The sequence below is a fragment of the Enterobacter sp. NFIX59 genome (assembly GCF_900113755.1).
Taxonomy (GTDB): domain Bacteria; phylum Pseudomonadota; class Gammaproteobacteria; order Enterobacterales; family Enterobacteriaceae; genus Enterobacter; species Enterobacter pseudoroggenkampii.
This window is the reverse complement of record NZ_FOQN01000001.1, coordinates 1573360-1590619: the sequence shown is the minus strand read 5'-3', so window position 1 is coordinate 1590619 and position 17260 is coordinate 1573360. Positions and strand designations below refer to the sequence as shown.

Genomic DNA, 17260 nt, shown 5'->3' with positions numbered 1-17260 from the left:
TACCCTTATGTTTATGAATAATTGTTGAAGTTTGAATAAAACAGCAATATGCACGTAAAAAAGCGCATTTTGATAAATTCAGAGAGGGGATGAAGAAGAAACCCTTATGGCATCAGGGTGTCAGGTAGCCAAAGTAAAACTTTGGCTACCTGTAATTCAGGCTTTATGTCGGTTATCAGGCAGGAATATAGTTAACATCCCAAGAAGCGGCAGGAAAGCGCAGATTTTATAAACCAGGAAGATGCTGGTGTGATCCGCAACCATCCCTAACACCGCTGCGCCAAGCCCGCCCATGCCGAAGGCGAAACCGAAAAAGAGTCCGGAAACCATACCGATACGGCCAGGCAGCAGCTCCTGGGCATAAACCAGAATGGCGGAAAACGCGGAAGCGAGGATAAAACCAATAATCACGGTTAAAATCCCCGTCCATTCAAGGCTCGCGTACGGCAAAATAAGAGTAAACGGCGCCACGCCGAGGATAGAGCCCCAAATGACATATTTACGCCCAATCTTATCACCCACAGGCCCGCCAATGACCGTACCGGCCGCGACGGCGAACAGGAAGGCAAACAGGTGAATCTGCGCATTTTGTACCGATAATCCGAATTTTTGCATCAGATAAAAGGTGTAATAGCTGCTGATGCTCGCCATATAGAAGTATTTCGAGAAAATCAGCACCAGCAGCACAGAGACGGCCAGGATAACCTTATTGCGCGGCAGGGGATTAATAACCTTCGCTTTAGGTTTCCCTTTGTTCACGCGATGCTGCGCGGCATACCAGCGGCTGATTTGCGCCAGCACGATAATCGCCAGCAGTGCGGCCAGTACAAACCAGGCCACGTTGCCTTTGCCATACGGCGCGATGATCACCGCCGCCAGCAATGGGCCCAGGGAGCTACCAAAGTTACCGCCCACCTGGAAGAGCGACTGCGCCAGCCCGTGACGACCACCGGACGCCATCCGTGCCACGCGGGAGGACTCCGGATGGAACACGGACGACCCGGTACCCACCAGCGCGGCGGCGATCAGCACGGCTTCAAAACTCCCGGCCATGGCCAGCAGCACCAGCCCGCTTAAGGTAAAGCACATGCCAACCGGCAGCGACCACGGCATCGGGTATTTATCCGTCCAGTAGCCCACCACCGGCTGCAGCAGCGACGAAGCCAGTTGGAAGGTCAGGGTGATCATCCCGATCTGCACGAAGGTGAGTGAGAACTCAGACTGCAGCAGCGGGTAAATCGCCAGAATCAACGACTGGATCATGTCGTTGAGCAGGTGCGAGAGACTGATTGCGCCTAAGACTTTAAAGGAGGTGCGCGATGCAGGCGGCGACGCCGGCGCGCCCGGAGCGGGCTGGGTTGATTCACTGATTGCCATAGAGAGAAGTACCACGTCTTTAGTTATTAGAGATGCAGGGTGTAATTATTATCCGACTAACATACCCGCCCGGGACATTTGAAGAAAGTCGCAATTATGAAAACTTATTTGTCTATTCTTATTAGTCACTGTAATTTCTGCCTTTGTCTATTGGTCAGGGAGAGAGAAGATGAAGTTAATGAAGCGGGGCGTCGCGCTGGCGCTCATCGCGGCGTGGGGGCTGGTAAGCCTGCCCGCGCAGGCGTATGAAAAAGACAAATCCTATAAAATTACCATTCTGCATACCAACGACCACCACGGTCACTTCTGGCGCAGTGAATACGGCGAATATGGCCTGTCGGCACAAAAAACGCTGGTGGATGGCATTCGCAAAGAGGTGGCGGCTCAGGGCGGCAGCGTACTGTTGCTCTCAGGCGGTGATATTAATACCGGCGTGCCGGAATCCGATTTGCAGGACGCCGAACCCGACTTTCGCGGCATGAATCTGATTGGCTACGACGCGATGGCCGTGGGTAACCATGAGTTTGATAATCCGCTGACCGTGCTGCGTCAGCAGGAAAAATGGGCCAAATTCCCGTTCCTCTCAGCCAATATTTATCAGAAAAGCACCGGCGAACGCCTGTTTAAGCCGTGGGCGCTGTTTAAGCGTCAGGATCTGAAGATCGCGGTCATCGGCCTAACCACTGACGATACGGCGAAAATTGGTAACCCCGAGTTCTTTACCGATATCGAATTCCGCAAACCGGCAGACGAAGCGAAGCTGGTGATTCAGGAGCTGCAGCAAAACGAAAAGCCGGACGTGATTATCGCCACCACCCACATGGGGCACTACGACAACGGTGAGCACGGCTCCAATGCTCCCGGCGACGTCGAGATGGCGCGCAGCCTGCCGGCAGGCTCGCTGGCAATGATTGTGGGCGGTCACTCACAGGATCCGGTGTGTATGGCCTCGGAGAACAAAAAGCAGGTGGACTACGTGCCGGGCACGCCGTGCGCGCCGGACCGTCAGAACGGTATCTGGATCGTACAGGCGCACGAGTGGGGCAAATACGTGGGTCGTGCAGATTTCGAGTTCCGTAACGGCGAGATGAAGCTGGTTCACTACCAGCTCATTCCGGTCAACCTGAAGAAGAAGGTCACCTACCCGGACGGGAAAAGTGAGCGCGTACTTTACACGCCTGAGATTGCAGAGAACCAGCAGATGCTCTCCCTGCTGACGCCGTTCCAGAACAAAGGCAAGGCGCAGCTGGACGTGAAGATTGGCACGCTCAATGGCCGCCTGGAAGGGGACCGCAGCAAAGTCCGCTTCGTGCAGACCAACATGGGCCATCTGGTGCTGGCGGCGCAAATAGCGCGCACCGGCGCTGACTTTGGCGTAATGAGCGGCGGTGGCATTCGTGATTCCATCGAAGGCGGAAACATCACCTATAAAGACGTCCTGAAGGTACAGCCGTTCGGCAACGTGGTGGTGTATGCGGATATGAGCGGGAAAGAGGTGATTGAGTACCTGACCGCCGTGGCGCAGATGAAGCCAGATTCCGGGGCCTATCCGCAGTTTGCCAACGTCAGCTTCGTCGCGAAAGACGGCAAGCTTAACGACCTGAAGATCAAAGGCGAACCGGTTGACCCGGCTAAAACGTACCGTCTGGCGACGTTAAGCTTTAACGCTACCGGCGGCGACGGCTATCCGCATATTGATAATAAACCGGGATACGTGAACACCGGCTTTATCGACGCGGAAGTGCTGAAGCAGTATATCGAGCAGAATTCACCGATTGACGTGAATGCGTATGAGCCGAAAGGCGAGGTGAGCTGGCAGTAGTGCTGTGCGGCCTGATGCCCTCACCCCAACCCTCTCCCACCGGGAGAGGGCGAGAACACAAAAAACGGTAACGCCTGTTACCGTTTTGCTTTTACCTCGTAGCCGCCACCTGGCTTTTTTTACTCCCGGCGGGCAATATCCGCAAATTTAGCGTCCAGCATTTTCGCCAGATCGCCCGCCGCCAGCTCGATATCCAGCCCGCGTTTGCCGCCGGAGATAAAGATGGTGTCAAATTCCTGCGAAGGGGCATCGATCAGCGTCGGCAGGCGTTTTTTCTGTCCGAGCGGGCTGATGCCGCCCACCAGGTAGCCCGTGGTGCGCTGCGCCACCATCGGATCGGCCATATCCACCTTCTTCGCCCCCAGCGCTTTGGCGACCTTCTTCAGATCCAGCTGTCCTGCCACGGGAGTCACCGCGACGGCGAGGTGCTTCATATCGCCATTCACCGCCACCAGCAGCGTTTTGTAAACCTGGTCAGCATTCAGCCCCAGCTTGCGCACCACTTCATCACCAAAGTTGGTCTCGTTCGGATCGTGATCGTAAGTGTGGATCCGGAAAGAAATGTTGTTTTTTTCGAGTAATTTAACGGCGGGAGTCATAGCTATCCTTCTTACGACAGACAAATCATGCCAACATCATACGCCTGACGTTTGTCTAAAAAATAGCACCATCTTGCGCAATAGTATTGGCAGTGATGGTCACTTTGAGCGACAATCGGCTCAACCGAAGGTCTCCTTCGGCATAATAAAAACGATGAAATTCCTCTTTGACGGGCCAATAGAAATATTGGCCATTTTTTTATTTTAACAGTGACGGCAAATTCCCTTCTCCGTACAAATGTAACGCCCCAACCGCCACCACGTAATGCCCCGCAGGTAAAGCATGCAGCGTCTGCCGCCAGGCTTTGTTGCGCGCATTCATCAGCACATCATACAGCGATTCGCTGAACGTCGACGGTAACGCCAGCTTACCGTCCTCTGGCGGCGCATCCAGCCACCAGCCAATCATGGTCTGTAGCAGGCGCGCGTTGGTGTGCCAGTGGGTCAACGTATCATCCAGCAGCATCAAGCCGTCGTCGGGAAGCTGCCGCAGAAGCGCAATCTGGCTGTCCGTCCCCTCCAGCTCGATGATGGGCAAACTGCGCGCTCTTGCCGCGTTCAGCAACTGGTAATCAATGCCGTAGTCTCCGCGCAGGCCCAGACGCTGCGCCTGCGTAGCCTGTAATACCATCGCGATTTGCCACAGCGGCAGGGTGTCAATCATGAAGAGCGATACGCCGGTTTCCTCGGCGACCCGCGTCAGTTCCGCAAGCTGGGTCTCATCCAGGCGCTCCGCCAGGGTGAGATCGCTCTCGAGCCCGGCAAACGGTGACTCCTGACCCGAAATGTCCGCCTCAACGACCAGCGCGTCGGCGTGTTTCAGCAGTTTTATCAGGCCGGGTGGCAGGGGAGACATATCCTGCGTTCCCATATGGATGCTGCCGACCAGGTGCAGGTGTTGCCCGCCGGGAAGCGAGATATCCAGACCGGGCCAGGCGTAACGGCGAGGAAAGAGGGCGCGAAACGATGTTTTTATACGATTAAACAGACCCATACGCGCTCCATGAACGGAAAGGTTCATGCTAGCGCGTACGGGTACAAGGTTCAATCCTTCGGTTTAAAGCGCAGCAGGCGGTTGGCGTTGCTCACCACGGTGATGGAGGAGAGCGCCATCGCCGCACCCGCGACCACCGGGTTAAGCAGCGTGCCGGTCAGCGGCCACAAAATACCGGCAGCAATCGGGATGCCGAGTGAGTTATAGATAAACGCCCCCAGCAGGTTCTGCTTCATGTTGCGCAGCGTGGCTTTTGAAATGGCCAGCGCGTCGGCAACGCCCATCAGGCTATGGCGCATCAGCGTGATGGCAGCGGTTTCAATGGCGACATCGCTCCCGCCACCCATCGCAATCCCCACGTCAGCATGGGCCAGCGCCGGGGCATCGTTGATGCCGTCGCCGACCATCGCCACTTGACGGCCCTGGCTTTGCAGTTTCTTGATGGCGTCCGCTTTACCGTCCGGCAGTACGCCCGCAATCACCTCATCAATTCCGGCTTCTTTCGCGATGGCGTTGGCGGTGGTCGGGTTATCCCCGGTCAGCATTACCAGACGGTAGCCGGCACGGTGCAGGCGCTGCAGGGCGTCCACGCTGTCCTGGCGAAGCGGATCGCGCACGGCCAGCAGCGCGGCGGCTTTGCCATCCACCGCCAGCAGAACCGGCGTGGCGCCCTGAGACGCCTGCGCTTTCAGCTCGCTTTCCAGCGCGGTGGTATCAATACCGTTTTCATTGAGCAATGCCTGGTTGCCCAGCAGCAGGGCGTGGCCTTCTGCTTCGCCGCTGACGCCAAGCCCGCGCAGGGTGCGGAAATTGCTGACCTGCGGCAGGGAAGAAGCATTCGCTTTATCGAGAATGGCGCGCGCCAGCGGATGGCTGGACCCTTGCTCCAGCGCGGCGGCGAGACGCAGTGCATCCTCTTCCGTCACGCCCACGGTGTGGACGGCGACCACCTGCGGTTTACCTTCCGTCAGCGTGCCGGTTTTATCAAACACCAGCGTATCGAGGGTGCTGGCCCGCTGCAGCGCGTCCGCATCCCGCACCAGTACGCCAAATTCGGCCGCGCGGCCTACGCCGGAGATGATCGACATCGGCGTCGCCAGACCAAGGGCGCAAGGACAGGCGATGATCAGTACCGTGGTGGCGATCACCAGGGTATAAACAATCTGCGGCGCGGGGCCGAAGACATACCAGATCGCCGCACTCAGCAGGGCAATACCAACCACCACCGGCACAAAAATGGCCGAGATTCTGTCAGCAAGCTGGCCAATTTCCGGCTTGCTGCTCTGCGCCTGGCGCACCATGCGGATAATACGCGACAGCGTGGTGTGGCTGCCGACGGCGCTGGCGGTGAACAGCACGCTGCCGTCCTGCACGACCGTACCGGCATGCACGGCGTCGCCGTCTGATTTCTGCTGAGGGATAGGCTCCCCGGTCAGCATCGCTTCATCCAGCCAGGCTTCGCCCTGGGTTATCTTACCGTCAACGGGAACCCGGTCGCCGGTGGTCAGACGCAGCGTCATGCCCGGCTGAACCTCGGCCAGCGGAACACTCTTTTCCCCTTCGTCCGTGACCACGCGGGCCGTCGGTGGGGTTAAATCGAGCAATCTTTCCAGCGCTTTCGAGGAGCGCTGACGGGCGCGGGCTTCCAGCATATGACCTAAGTTAATCAGGCCGATAATCATCGCGCTGGCTTCATAATAGAGATGCCGCGCTTCCATCGGGAACCACTGGGGCCAGACGTTCACGCTCATCGAATAGAGCCATGCTGCGCCGGTACCGAGCGCCACCAGCGTATCCATCGTCGCGGTGCGGTTTTTCAGGCTTTTCCAGGCGCTGGTATAGAAATGTCCGCCTGCAAACACCATCACCGCAAGGGTAATCAGACCAATCACCAGCCACAGCGTGCGGTTGTCGTCGGTAACCATCATGTTTTCGCCGATCATCCCCCACACCATCACCGGAATACCGACCAGCAGGGCAACGATGGCCTGCCAGCGGAAGCGCTTCATGGTGGCGATAGCCGTTTCCTGCTGGCGCTCGCGGCGCTCGGCATCATCTTCGATGGCCTCCGCCCCGTAGCCCGCTTTCTCAACGGCTTGCACTAAATCTGCGGCGGAGGCGCTGCCCATCACCAGCGCAGTACGCTCCGCAAGATTGACCCGTGCCTGTGCGACGCCCGGTACGGCCTGCAAGGCGTTTTGTACCCGGGAGACGCAGCTGGCGCAGCTCATGCCGTTGATCAGCAACTGTTGGCTGTCATCAATATCATCAGCTACCGGAAGCTCAGGAGTGGCCGCTGTCAGTGCTTCCGACGGGGATGATGACTCTGCCAGCGGTTTAGCCTTTGGGTGGCTTAACTCCGCCCCGTAACCGGCCTGCTTGATGGTATCGATCAGCGCATCCGCGCTAGCGCTGCCGGTGACGGCGGCATGATCGATAGTCACCTCAGCGCTTTCAACGTCAGGGCGCTGTTCCAGGCTTTCTTTAACGCGTTTGACGCAGTGGCCGCATGAGAGGCCGTCCAGCGTCAGGTCAATAGTGTGAGACATAACAAAACTCCCGTATAATATTTTGGTCAGTTGTTGACCGGAGTAACGCTTTTTACTAACTGTTATGAAGGTTAAACCTTCCATCAAGGGGAAGGTCAAGGGGGAAATGTGAATATCAGTGATGTGGCAAAAAAAACCGGCTTAACCAGCAAGGCAATCCGTTTTTATGAAGAAAAGGGACTGGTCACGCCGCCGCTGCGCAGCGAAAACGGCTACCGCAGCTATACGAAACTGCATATTGATGAGCTGACGCTGCTGCGCCAGGCAAGACAGGTCGGGTTTAATCTGGAAGAGTGCGGCGAGCTGGTTAACCTGTTCAACGATCCGAAGCGTCACAGCGCCGACGTGAAAAAACGCACGCTGGAAAAGGTGGCCGAGATTGAACGTCACATCACCGAACTGCAGGCGATGCGCGAACAGCTGCTGCAGCTCGCGGAGTCCTGTCCGGGGGATGACAGCGCCGACTGCCCGATAATCGACAATCTTGCCGGCTGCTGCCACCGTAAGGCCTCTGCCTAACAGGCTTTCACCCGCAGGGTAATGCCTTCCACCGCAATGACCTCAACCCGCGTGCCGGCGCTGAGGTCGTCGTCGGCGACCACCGGCCACGAGCTGTCGCCCACCCGCATATGCCCCCGCCCGTTTACCAGGGCGGTATCGAGCGTAAAACGTTTGCCGACAATTTGCTGCCCGCGCTGGTTAAGGTGCGCGTCGACCGGTTTCTGCTCGTTAACCCGCCGGTTGAGCCAGCGCCACCACAGCCACGCGGCCACCAGCGTGAGCACGGCAAACAGTGCGCCCTGCCACGCCCACTCCAGGGGAAGGATCCAGACCAGAAGGCCCGTAATGACGGCGGCAACACCGCTCCAGAGCAGGTAGCCGTTGCCGCCCAGCATCTCCGCCGCCAGCAATAAGCCACCGAGGCTTAGCCAGAAGGCATGAGGATGTGCAACGATCAGCTCAATCATTTTTTACGCTCGTTTCCGCTGTCCTTGATCAGTTCGGCAATACCGGCGATAGAGCCCATCAGGCTGCTGGCATCCAGCGGCATCATCACCACTTTGCTGTTGTTCGCCGAGCCAATCTGTTTCAGGGCGTCGGTATATTTTTGCGCGACAAAGTAGTTCACGGCCTGGATATCACCGGCGGCAATCGCCTCAGACACCATTTGGGTGGCGCGGGCTTCCGCTTCGGCCGAACGTTCACGCGCTTCAGCCTGTAAGAATGCGGACTGACGATCGCCTTCCGCTTTCAGGATCTGCGACTGTTTTTCACCTTCCGCTTTGAGGATCTCCGCCTGACGCACCCCTTCAGCTTCCAGAATATAGGCGCGCTTGGTTCGCTCGGCCTTCATCTGGGCGTTCATGGAGGCGATCAGCTCCGCCGGCGGGCGCACGTCGCGGATCTCGATGCGGGTGACCTTGATCCCCCACGGGTTCGTTGCCTCGTCGACAATGTGCAGCAGGCGGGTGTTGATGCTGTCGCGCTGGGAAAGCATCTCGTCCAGCTCCATCGAGCCGAGCACGGTACGGATGTTGGTCATCGTCAGGTTGACGATCGCCAGCTCCAGGTTGCTGACCTCATAGGCCGCTTTTGGCGCATCAATCACCTGGATAAAGCAGACGGCGTCGATGGTGACGTTGGCGTTATCCTTGGAGATCACTTCCTGGGACGGAATGTCCAGAACCTGCTCCATCATGTTGATCTTGCGACCAATTCTGTCCATGAACGGAACAATCAGGCTTAAGCCAGGCTGGAGTGTGTTGGTGTATCGACCGAAACGCTCAACGGTCCACTGATAACCCTGAGGGACAATTTTGACGCCGGCGCCCACGATAACCAGCGCAACGAAAATAAGGACCGGAACAACGATAAGCATAAAAACCTCCTGTTTTGCATGCTGTGACGAGTGAAAGTGTGTGTTTATTGCTCGTAAGTATAGGTAAAGTCAGAGATGAATCCATCACCCGCTTCAGCAATGGCTTTCGATAATCCCTCGTAGTAATTCTCCAGCCCCAGCGCTTCGATACGCTGGATCTGTTCGCGAATGGGGGCGCAGAACAGTACGGCATTCCCCGCTTCAACGCGCTTGTTATTCGGTGGAAGGTCGCCCGCGATGGCCTTAAACCAGGTTCTGATACCCTGCTTTAAATTATGCGGCGCTTTTGTCAGATTATCCATGCCCGTCAGGACCTGCAGGGTAGGGAACTCATCGGCCAGCACGGCGGTTTTCATTCGTGCAAAGAACTGACGGAACAATTCAAACGATCCCAGATCGGTCACGCGTGGTTTGGTGGTTTTACCGTTCTTATTGCCGATTTTACCTGCGGCCGGAACCGCATTCACCTTTTCCAGCTCCAGCCCAAATAACAAATTACAGTGCGCGCGGCGTTCTTTCAGCGGGTAGGACATCAGCACGTCAATGAACTGAGTGGCTTTTACATCCGCAAGATTGTGGTTGATAAGCCACTGGGTGCGTGAAAATTCCGCCGGAGAGACGAACCAGTCGGGTACGTCATTGAAACGTTTTGATTTTCCCTTACCGTCAAATTCAAGGAAGTGTGTCCCGTTGTCGAAGGCGAAATAGCAATTTTTGAAGCTGCCGATCGTGGTGTTCACGATGAGCGCCTTCTTAACAAAATCCACCACCTCTGCACCAATGACAAAACGCGTGAGTTCCGACGATTTGATGACTTCCATTAATGTTTCGACATCAGGAACACCAGGCTTCAGGGAAGGAAACTCATAAAAGATATGTGCCATGTCGCATACTTCCTGTAGTGATGGTGGTGACAAATAACAAACAAAAAGTTTAACACTTGCTTTAGCGTGAGGCTATTCGCTCTGTGCGGGCGAAAGGATTATGCTACAGACGGTTATGACAAAAAGCGGTTAACGGAAGCGCAATGAACGATAAAAAAAACGTATTACTTCTCAGGGATGTCGGATTTCGGGTCGGGGAAAACACGATCCTGCAGCACGTCGGGTTTAGCCTGTCGCCAGGTGAGTTTAAATTAATCACGGGCCCCTCAGGCTGCGGCAAAAGCACGCTGTTGAAAATCGTGGCCTCACTCCTCAGCCCGACGGAGGGAACCATTCTGTTTGAAGGACAGGATATTGCGTCGCTCTCTCCGGAAAGCTATCGCCAGCAGGTCTCCTATTGCGTGCAAACGCCCGTGCTTTTTGGCGATACGGTTTATGACAACCTGATTTTCCCGTGGCAAATCCGCAATAAAACGCCGGAGCCGGAACAGTTTATCAACGATCTGGCCCGCTTTGGCCTGGCGCAGGAGACGCTGACCAAATCCATCAACGCGCTGTCGGGCGGAGAAAAGCAGCGCGTCTCGCTGATCCGCAACCTGCAGTTTTTACCGAAGGTGTTGTTGCTTGACGAAATCACCAGCGCGCTGGATGACGTCAACAAGCGCAACGTCAACGAGATTATTCATCGCTACGCCCGGGAGCAAAATATTGCCGTGCTGTGGGTGACGCACGATGCTAACGAAATAACCCATGCGGATGACGTGATTACGCTTCAGCCGCACGGCGGAAAAATGCAGGAGGCAAACCGTGGGTGAACATAACATTACCAACGAATCGCTGGCCTTTTCGATGGTGCTGGTATTGATTGCGATTGTGGTCAGCTACCGCGAAAAGCTGGGGCTGGAAAAAGATATTGTGTGGAGCATCTGCCGCGCGGTGATTCAGCTCATCATCGTCGGCTATGTGCTGAAGTATATCTTCAACGTTAACCACGCGGTGCTGACGCTGCTGATGGTGCTCTTTATCTGCTTTAACGCGGCGTGGAATGCGAAAAAACGCAGTAAATACATTGATAAAGCATTTATCTCGTCGTTTATCGCCATTACCACCGGTACGGCGCTCACGCTGGCGGTGCTGGTGCTCTCCGGCTCGATTGAGTTTACGCCGATGCAGGTTATCCCTATCTCGGGGATGATTGCCGGGAACGCGATGGTGGCCGTTGGGCTCTGTTACAACAACCTTGGCCAGCGATTCAGCAGTGAACAGCAGCAGCTACAGGAGAAACTAAGCCTGGGGGCAACGCCAAAAGTGGCCTCGGCGCGGCTGATTCGCGAGAGCATTCGTTCATCGCTGATCCCAACGGTAGATTCCGCCAAAACGGTGGGGCTGGTGAGCCTGCCGGGCATGATGTCGGGGCTGATTTTTGCCGGTATCGATCCGGTAAAAGCGATTAAGTATCAGATCATGGTGACGTTTATGCTGCTTTCCACGGCAAGCCTGTCGACCATCATTGCCTGCTACCTGACCTATCGGAAGTTTTACAACGCGCGTCACCAGCTGGTGGTGACGCAATTAAAGAAAACGGGTTAAGCCTGTTTTGTAGGCCCGGTAAGCGTTAGCGCCACCGGGCATTTTTTTGTTAGTAGAGCAACGCGTACAGCTGACGACGATACTTCGACGCCAGCGCGTCTCCGGTGCCCAGCGCGGCCAGGATCTCCTGGAACATCTTGCGCGCCTGACCGTCTGCGGCAGCGAGGTCTTTTTGCAGATGGCTGAACAGCAGCTCCAGCGCCTCTTCGTTACGCCCTACCTGGTGCAGCTGCAGCGCCAGCTGGCTTGCCAGCGCGGCGTCCGCCGGGTTGTCGGCAACCTGCTGCTGCAGCTGCTGAATTTCCGGGGTGTCCGCCGCCTGTTTCAGCAGCTCAATTTTTGCGACCAGACCCTGGTAGCGGGTGTCCTGATCCTGCAGCGGAACGGTCTTGAGTACGGCTTCCGCGTCCTCTGAACGGTGCAGGGCGATCTGCGTTTCCGCCAGCAGCAGGCCAATCTGGCTGTTCTGATTCGACAGCTGCCACGCCTCTTTGAGCAGCGGCAGCGCCTCGTCGTATTTGCCTTCCTGCATCAGCGCCATGCCTTCCTGCGCCTTCAGCTCTTCTTCGCGCGGCAGCACTTTATCCAGCAGGGCGCGGATAGCCTCTTCCGGCTGCGGCCCCTGGAAGCCGTCAACAGGCTGACCGTTCTGGAACAGATAGACGGTGGGAATGGCGCGCAGGCCAAACTGGGACGCCACCATCGGCTCGGCGTCGCAGTCCAGCTTCGCGAGAATGAACTGACCGTTGTACTGGGCGGCAAGGCTCTCCAGCACCGGCGTCAGCTGCAGGCAGTGTTGGCTGCGTTCAGACCAGAAGTAGAACAGGACCGGTTTGGTCATCGACTGTTCAAGGGTCTGTTGCAGGTTAGCTTCTGTAATATTGACGATATTCTGTACGGACATGCGGCTTTCTCTTTTGTCGGTTTGTTCTTTACATGGGGATGCGCGTCGTCGCTTCAACTCAGCCGTGTAAAATTTTGTCCATCATCCGGCCCGGCAGCAGGCGTTTTAACCAGCCTACGGCATGGGTGACCAGCGTCACCGGATAGCGCATTTTGGGATGTTCGCTCTCAAAAGCATGGCGCACTTTGGCCACCACCGCCTCTGGCCCGAGGGTAAAACGTGCGGCAATACCGGGGTTCTCGACCGGTTTATCCGCCTGCGTCTGGTTCACGTTTTCGGTAAAGCGGGTGCGGATCGGGCCGGGTTCAATCAGGCTGACCTTAATGCCGCTGTGGCGTAGCTCCATGCGCAGGGCGTCGGACCAGGCCTCCAGCGCATATTTGCTGGCGGCGTAGGCGCCGCGTCCTGGGGTGGAAATCAGCCCCATCACCGACGACGTCATCACGATGCGTCCTTCACCGTGGGGCAGCATCGCGGGGAGCAGACGCATGGTGAGCTGATGCACGCCGAAGAAATTGGTCGAAAACTGCTTCTCCAGCGTTTCGCGGGAGAGGGTATCCAGTGGGCCATACACGCCGTAACCGGCATTGTTAAACAGCCCGTACAGACGATTGTCGGTCAGTGCAATCACCTCATCGGCGGCGCGCTCAACGCTCTCCGGTGAGTCCATATCCAGCAGCACGCCGGTAAAGCCCAGCCCGTTCATGCGTTCGACATCGTCGGGTTTGCGGCAGGCCGCCAGGACCCGAAACCCCTGGCGCTTCAATTCGAGCGCGCTTTCCAGACCGATTCCACTGGAACATCCTGTAATTAAGACCGATTTTTGCATAACTTTACCTGTCAGGATCTCCGCTTAATCAGGAGTCATGTTTAACTAAAGGAGCCAGCCGCGTTGCCATCCAGTCGGCAATAAACGGCTGCGCATCGCGATTGGGGTGGATCCCGTCGTCTTGCATCCACTGGGGTTTGAGATAGACCTCTTCCATGAAAAATGGCAGCAGCGGAATATCAAACTCTTTGGCAAGCTTAGGGTAGATCGCGCTAAAGGCCTCATTATACCGACGACCGTAGTTGGCGGGCAGGCGAATTTGCATCAGCAGCGGCTGGGCGTTTGCCGCCCTGATGTCCTGCAAAATGGTGCGCAGCGTATTCTCCGTTTGCTGAGGCTGGAAACCGCGCAGGCCATCATTACCGCCAAGCTCAACCAGCACCCACCGTGGCTGATGCTGTTTGAGCAGCGCAGGCAGGCGCGACAGGCCCTGCTGCGAGGTATCACCGCTGATGCTGGCGTTGATTACAGACGTTTTGCTCTGCCATTTTTCATTGAGCAGGGCGGGCCAGGCCGCGCTGGCCGCCATGCGATAGCCTGCGCTCAGGCTGTCGCCAAGAACCAGTAACGTGTCCGCTGCCGCCGCGCGGAAGGTCATCAGAATCAAAAACAGGAAGGGCAAATGCCAGCGGAAAACAGTGTTGAAGTTCATCATCTTAAGAAGTCCGTCGGTCAGGGGGAACACGAGCTTTCCATCCTTACTGGAGTTGAACTCGTTGTCAAACGCGCTGAAACCATCGCGCTGATTGGCGAATCCGGTTCCGGTAAGTCCACGCTGCTGGCGATTTTGGCCGGTCTGGACGACGGCAGCAGCGGCGAGGTCCACCTTGTCGGGCAGCCGCTGCACCAGCTTGATGAAGAGTCGCGGGCGGCGCTGCGCGCGCGTCACGTGGGTTTTGTCTTCCAGTCCTTCATGCTGATCCCGACCCTGAACGCCCTGGAAAACGTCGAGCTCCCGGCGCTGTTGCGCGGGGAAAATAGCCGTGAAAGCCGCGCTCACGCGAAGGCGCTGCTGGAACAGCTCGGTCTGGGGAAACGTCTCGACCATCTTCCCGCGCAGCTTTCTGGCGGTGAGCAGCAGCGCGTGGCGCTGGCGCGGGCGTTTAACGGTCGCCCGGAAGTGCTGTTTGCCGATGAGCCTACCGGTAACCTTGACCGTAAAACCGGCGACAGGATTGCCGACCTGCTGTTTTCGCTCAACCGCGAGCACGGCACCACGCTGATCCTCGTGACCCACGATCCGCAGCTCGCCGCCCGCTGCGACCGTCGCCTGCGGCTGGTTAACGGTATTCTTCAGGAGGAGGCATGATTACCCGCTGGTTCTGGCGCGAGTGGCGCTCGCCCTCGCTGCTGATTGTCTGGCTGGCGTTAAGCCTGGCGGTGGCCTGCGTGCTGGCGCTCGGCAGCGTCAGCGACCGGATGGAAAAAGGGCTCAGCCAGCAGAGCCGGGAGTTTATGGCGGGGGACCGGGCGCTGCAAAGCTCCCGCCCCGTGCCGCCGGGCTGGATTGACGAAGCGCGTAAAGAAGGGCTGAAGGTGGGGGAGCAGGTAAGCTTCCAGACCATGACCTTTGCGGGCGACACGCCGCAGCTGGCGAGCGTCAAGGCCGTCGATGACATCTACCCGATGTACGGTGACTTGCAGACCCGCCCGCCGGGATTAAAGCCCACGCCCGGTACGGTGCTGCTGGCATCGCGTCTGATGGCGCTGCTGAATCTGAAACCCGGCGACAGTATCGACGTCGGCGACGCCACCCTCAAAATTGCCGGGGAAGTGGTACAGGAACCTGACTCTGGGTTTAACCCGTTCCAGCTTGCGCCGCGCCTGCTGATGAACACCGCGGACGTAGCAGCAACCCATGCGGTACAGCCGGGCAGCCGCGTTACCTGGCGCTATAAGTTTGGCGGCACGCCTGCCCAGCTTGACGCATATGAAAAATGGCTTCTGCCGCAGCTCAAACCGGAACACCGCTGGTACGGGCTGGAGCAGGACGAGGGGGCGCTCGGTAAATCTCTGGAGCGCTCTCAGCAGTTCCTGCTGCTGTCGGCCCTGTTGACCCTGCTGCTGGCGGTGGCGGCGGTGGCCGTGGCGATGGGGCATTACTGCCGCAGTCGTTACGACCTGGTGGCGATCCTCAAAACCCTGGGGGCGGGCAGGGCGCAGCTGCGCAAGCTGATTGTCGGTCAGTGGCTGATGCTGCTGGTCCTGTCCGCGCTGACCGGCGGAATAATGGGGCTGCTGTTTGAAAAACTGCTGATGGTGATGCTGAAACCGGTGCTACCGGCCGCACTGCCGCCGGCCAGCCTCTGGCCGTGGCTATGGGCAATCGGCGCGATGACGGTAATTTCGCTGCTGGTAGGGCTACGCCCTTACCGACTGCTGCTCGCCACGCAGCCGCTGCGCGTGCTCCGCAGCGATGTGGTGGCGAACGTCTGGCCGCTGAAGTTCTACCTTCCGGTGATTATTGCGGTGGCGGTGGGGCTGCTGGCGTGGCTGATGGGGGGCAGCACGCTGCTTTGGGCGGTACTGGCCGGGGCGGTTGTGCTGGCGCTGCTGTGCGGCGTGCTGGGCTGGATACTGCTCAATGTCCTGAAGAGGCTGACGGTAAAATCCCTGCCCGTGCGCCTGGCGGTCAACCGCCTGCTGCATCAGCCCTGGTCAACGCTCAGCCAGTTGTCGGCCTTTTCGCTGTCATTTATGCTGCTGGCGCTGCTGCTGGTGCTGCGCGGCGATCTGCTCGATCGCTGGCAGCAGCAGCTTCCCCCGGAAAGCCCGAACTTTTTCCTGATCAATATTGCCCCAGAACAGGTCACTCCGCTAAAGGGTTTCCTGTCGGAGCATCACATTATCCCTGAGTCGTTCTATCCCATCGTTCGCGCGCGTCTGACGCAGATCAACGGGCAGCCAACGGAGGGGAACAAGGACGAGTCGCTTAACCGCGAGCTGAACCTGACCTGGCAGGAGAAACGCCCTGACCACAACCCGATAACCGCTGGCACCTGGCCGCCAAAAGCGGGGGAAGTGTCGATGGAAGAGGGGCTGGCGACGCGCCTGAACGTGAAGCTTGGGGACAGCGTGACCTTTACCGGCGATACCCAGGATTTTACCGCGAAGGTCACCAGCCTGCGTAAAGTTGACTGGGAAAGCCTGCGGCCAAACTTCTTCTTTATCTTCCCGCCGGGGGCGCTGGACGGTCAGCCGCAGAGCTGGCTGACCAGCTTCCGCTGGGAAAACGGCAACGGCATGCTGACCCAGCTTAACCGGGAGTTTCCGACGGTCAGCCTGCTGGATATTGGAGCGATCCTGAAGCAGGTAGGGCAGGTTCTGGAGCAGGTGAGCCGCGCGCTGGAGGTCATGGTGGTGCTGGTGACGATCTGCGGCGTGCTGTTGCTGCTGGCCCAGGTGCAGGTAGGCATGCGCCAGCGCCATCAGGAGCTGGTGGTCTACCGCACGCTGGGGGCCGGAAAGCGGCTGCTGCGGATGACGCTCTGGAGCGAGTTTGCGCTGCTGGGGCTGGTGGCGGGTCTGGTGGCAGCCATTGGCGCAGAGACGGCGCTGGCGGTGTTGCAGACAAAAGTCTTCGACTTCCCGTGGGAGCCTGACTGGCGTCTCTGGTTGATCCTGCCTCTCTGTGGCGCTGTGCTGCTTTCACTCTGCGGAGGCTGGCTCGGCACGCGGCTGTTAAAGGGCAAAGCCCTGTTCCGTCAGTTCGCGAGTTGATTTAGCACGGTGAAAGTTACGCACCGGTTTCAAATGCCGGTGCGTAGTGTTTAAAAAGCACAAAGTGATAATACCCACTCATTTAGTAGCACAAAACATTAAAAACCCGACCA

At 57.7% G+C, this 17260-nt stretch carries 16 protein-coding genes; 6 read left to right on the top strand and 10 right to left on the bottom strand.

Features of this window, described 5'->3' with window-relative positions; all coding sequences use genetic code 11:
• Nucleotides 1-156: 156 nt before the first annotated feature.
• Nucleotides 157-1377, bottom strand: a complete 1221-nt coding sequence (locus BM007_RS07765) for an MFS transporter (protein ID WP_024906857.1) — start codon at nt 1375-1377, stop codon at nt 157-159.
• A gap of 169 nt (nt 1378-1546) precedes the next feature.
• On the opposite strand from BM007_RS07765, the gene ushA reads away from it, so the two are divergent.
• On the top strand, nt 1547-3199 hold the full coding sequence (gene ushA, locus BM007_RS07760) for a bifunctional UDP-sugar hydrolase/5'-nucleotidase UshA (RefSeq protein ID WP_090417983.1): 1653 nt from the start codon (nt 1547-1549) through the stop codon (nt 3197-3199).
• A 119-nt stretch (nt 3200-3318) separates the two neighbouring features.
• Here the strand turns inward: ushA and ybaK are convergent, their stop codons facing one another.
• The 3 genes from ybaK to copA form a co-directional block, all read right to left on the bottom strand.
• Nucleotides 3319-3798 (bottom strand): Cys-tRNA(Pro)/Cys-tRNA(Cys) deacylase YbaK, encoded by a 480-nt coding sequence (gene ybaK / locus BM007_RS07755; protein ID WP_045909742.1) that lies wholly within the window; start codon nt 3796-3798, stop codon nt 3319-3321.
• Between the two features lie 199 nt (nt 3799-3997).
• A complete protein-coding gene (locus BM007_RS07745) occupies nt 3998-4792 on the bottom strand; it encodes a TraB/GumN family protein (RefSeq protein ID WP_090417980.1) in 795 nt (264 codons plus the stop codon).
• Nucleotides 4793-4842: 50 nt separating this feature from the next.
• Nucleotides 4843-7341 (bottom strand): copper-exporting P-type ATPase CopA, encoded by a 2499-nt coding sequence (gene copA / locus BM007_RS07740; protein WP_090417977.1) that lies wholly within the window; start codon nt 7339-7341, stop codon nt 4843-4845.
• A 108-nt stretch (nt 7342-7449) separates the two neighbouring features.
• On the opposite strand from copA, the gene cueR reads away from it, so the two are divergent.
• A complete protein-coding gene (gene cueR / locus BM007_RS07735) occupies nt 7450-7860 on the top strand; it encodes a Cu(I)-responsive transcriptional regulator (protein WP_024906861.1) in 411 nt (136 codons plus the stop codon).
• Here cueR and BM007_RS07730 read toward each other — a convergent pair.
• The 3 genes from BM007_RS07730 to BM007_RS07720 are packed head-to-tail and all read right to left on the bottom strand — an operon-like array spanning nt 7857 to nt 10104.
• Complete coding sequence (locus tag BM007_RS07730) at nt 7857-8309, bottom strand: NfeD family protein (RefSeq protein ID WP_024906862.1); 453 nt, start codon at nt 8307-8309, stop codon at nt 7857-7859. The two genes, cueR and BM007_RS07730, sit on opposite strands and share 4 nt — an antisense overlap.
• On the bottom strand, nt 8306-9220 hold the full coding sequence (locus tag BM007_RS07725; protein WP_024906863.1) for an SPFH domain-containing protein: 915 nt from the start codon (nt 9218-9220) through the stop codon (nt 8306-8308). The genes BM007_RS07730 and BM007_RS07725 overlap by 4 nt, the downstream gene beginning before the upstream one ends.
• Nucleotides 9221-9264: 44 nt before the next feature.
• Nucleotides 9265-10104, bottom strand: a complete 840-nt coding sequence (locus BM007_RS07720; RefSeq protein ID WP_024906864.1) for a hypothetical protein — start codon at nt 10102-10104, stop codon at nt 9265-9267.
• A gap of 143 nt (nt 10105-10247) precedes the next feature.
• Here BM007_RS07720 and fetA point away from each other — a divergent pair, with 143 nt between their 5' ends.
• Nucleotides 10248-10919, top strand: coding sequence for an iron efflux ABC transporter ATP-binding subunit FetA (gene fetA / locus BM007_RS07715; protein WP_032646196.1), 672 nt, complete (start codon nt 10248-10250; stop codon nt 10917-10919).
• Complete coding sequence (gene fetB, locus BM007_RS07710; protein ID WP_024906866.1) at nt 10912-11694, top strand: iron efflux ABC transporter permease subunit FetB; 783 nt, start codon at nt 10912-10914, stop codon at nt 11692-11694. The genes fetA and fetB overlap by 8 nt, the downstream gene beginning before the upstream one ends.
• A 49-nt stretch (nt 11695-11743) precedes the next feature.
• Here the strand turns inward: fetB and BM007_RS07705 are convergent, their stop codons facing one another.
• Genes BM007_RS07705 through tesA form a run of 3 tightly spaced genes read right to left on the bottom strand, consistent with a single transcriptional unit; the run spans nt 11744 to nt 14079 of the window.
• Nucleotides 11744-12598 (bottom strand): co-chaperone YbbN, encoded by an 855-nt coding sequence (locus BM007_RS07705; RefSeq protein WP_090417974.1) that lies wholly within the window; start codon nt 12596-12598, stop codon nt 11744-11746.
• A 58-nt stretch (nt 12599-12656) separates the two neighbouring features.
• Nucleotides 12657-13427, bottom strand: a complete 771-nt coding sequence (locus BM007_RS07700; protein ID WP_014882827.1) for an SDR family oxidoreductase — start codon at nt 13425-13427, stop codon at nt 12657-12659.
• Between the two features lie 28 nt (nt 13428-13455).
• A complete protein-coding gene (gene tesA / locus BM007_RS07695; RefSeq protein WP_032646200.1) occupies nt 13456-14079 on the bottom strand; it encodes a multifunctional acyl-CoA thioesterase I/protease I/lysophospholipase L1 in 624 nt (207 codons plus the stop codon).
• Between tesA and ybbA the strand changes: the two genes are divergently transcribed.
• Complete coding sequence (gene ybbA, locus BM007_RS07690) at nt 14050-14736, top strand: putative ABC transporter ATP-binding protein YbbA (RefSeq protein ID WP_090418247.1); 687 nt, start codon at nt 14050-14052, stop codon at nt 14734-14736. The genes tesA and ybbA overlap by 30 nt on opposite strands.
• A complete protein-coding gene (ybbP, locus tag BM007_RS07685; RefSeq protein WP_090417972.1) occupies nt 14733-17147 on the top strand; it encodes a putative ABC transporter permease subunit YbbP in 2415 nt (804 codons plus the stop codon). The genes ybbA and ybbP overlap by 4 nt, the downstream gene beginning before the upstream one ends.
• The last annotated feature ends 113 nt before the right edge of the window (nt 17148-17260 follow it).

Coding starts and splice junctions, on each gene's coding strand:
- copA (WP_090417977.1), bottom strand. CDS start 7,341: ATGTCTCACACTATTGACCTGACGCTGGACGGCCTCTCATGCGGCCAC.
- fetA (WP_032646196.1), top strand. CDS start 10,248: ATGAACGATAAAAAAAACGTATTACTTCTCAGGGATGTCGGATTTCGG.
- BM007_RS07700 (WP_014882827.1), bottom strand. CDS start 13,427: ATGCAAAAATCGGTCTTAATTACAGGATGTTCCAGTGGAATCGGTCTG.
- BM007_RS07730 (WP_024906862.1), bottom strand. CDS start 8,309: ATGATTGAGCTGATCGTTGCACATCCTCATGCCTTCTGGCTAAGCCTC.
- ybaK (WP_045909742.1), bottom strand. CDS start 3,798: ATGACTCCCGCCGTTAAATTACTCGAAAAAAACAACATTTCTTTCCGG.
- BM007_RS07745 (WP_090417980.1), bottom strand. CDS start 4,792: ATGGGTCTGTTTAATCGTATAAAAACATCGTTTCGCGCCCTCTTTCCT.
- BM007_RS07720 (WP_024906864.1), bottom strand. CDS start 10,104: ATGGCACATATCTTTTATGAGTTTCCTTCCCTGAAGCCTGGTGTTCCT.
- BM007_RS07765 (WP_024906857.1), bottom strand. CDS start 1,377: ATGGCAATCAGTGAATCAACCCAGCCCGCTCCGGGCGCGCCGGCGTCG.
- BM007_RS07705 (WP_090417974.1), bottom strand. CDS start 12,598: ATGTCCGTACAGAATATCGTCAATATTACAGAAGCTAACCTGCAACAG.
- ybbP (WP_090417972.1), top strand. CDS start 14,733: ATGATTACCCGCTGGTTCTGGCGCGAGTGGCGCTCGCCCTCGCTGCTG.
- BM007_RS07725 (WP_024906863.1), bottom strand. CDS start 9,220: ATGCTTATCGTTGTTCCGGTCCTTATTTTCGTTGCGCTGGTTATCGTG.
- ushA (WP_090417983.1), top strand. CDS start 1,547: ATGAAGTTAATGAAGCGGGGCGTCGCGCTGGCGCTCATCGCGGCGTGG.
- ybbA (WP_090418247.1), top strand. CDS start 14,050: ATGCCAGCGGAAAACAGTGTTGAAGTTCATCATCTTAAGAAGTCCGTC.
- tesA (WP_032646200.1), bottom strand. CDS start 14,079: ATGAACTTCAACACTGTTTTCCGCTGGCATTTGCCCTTCCTGTTTTTG.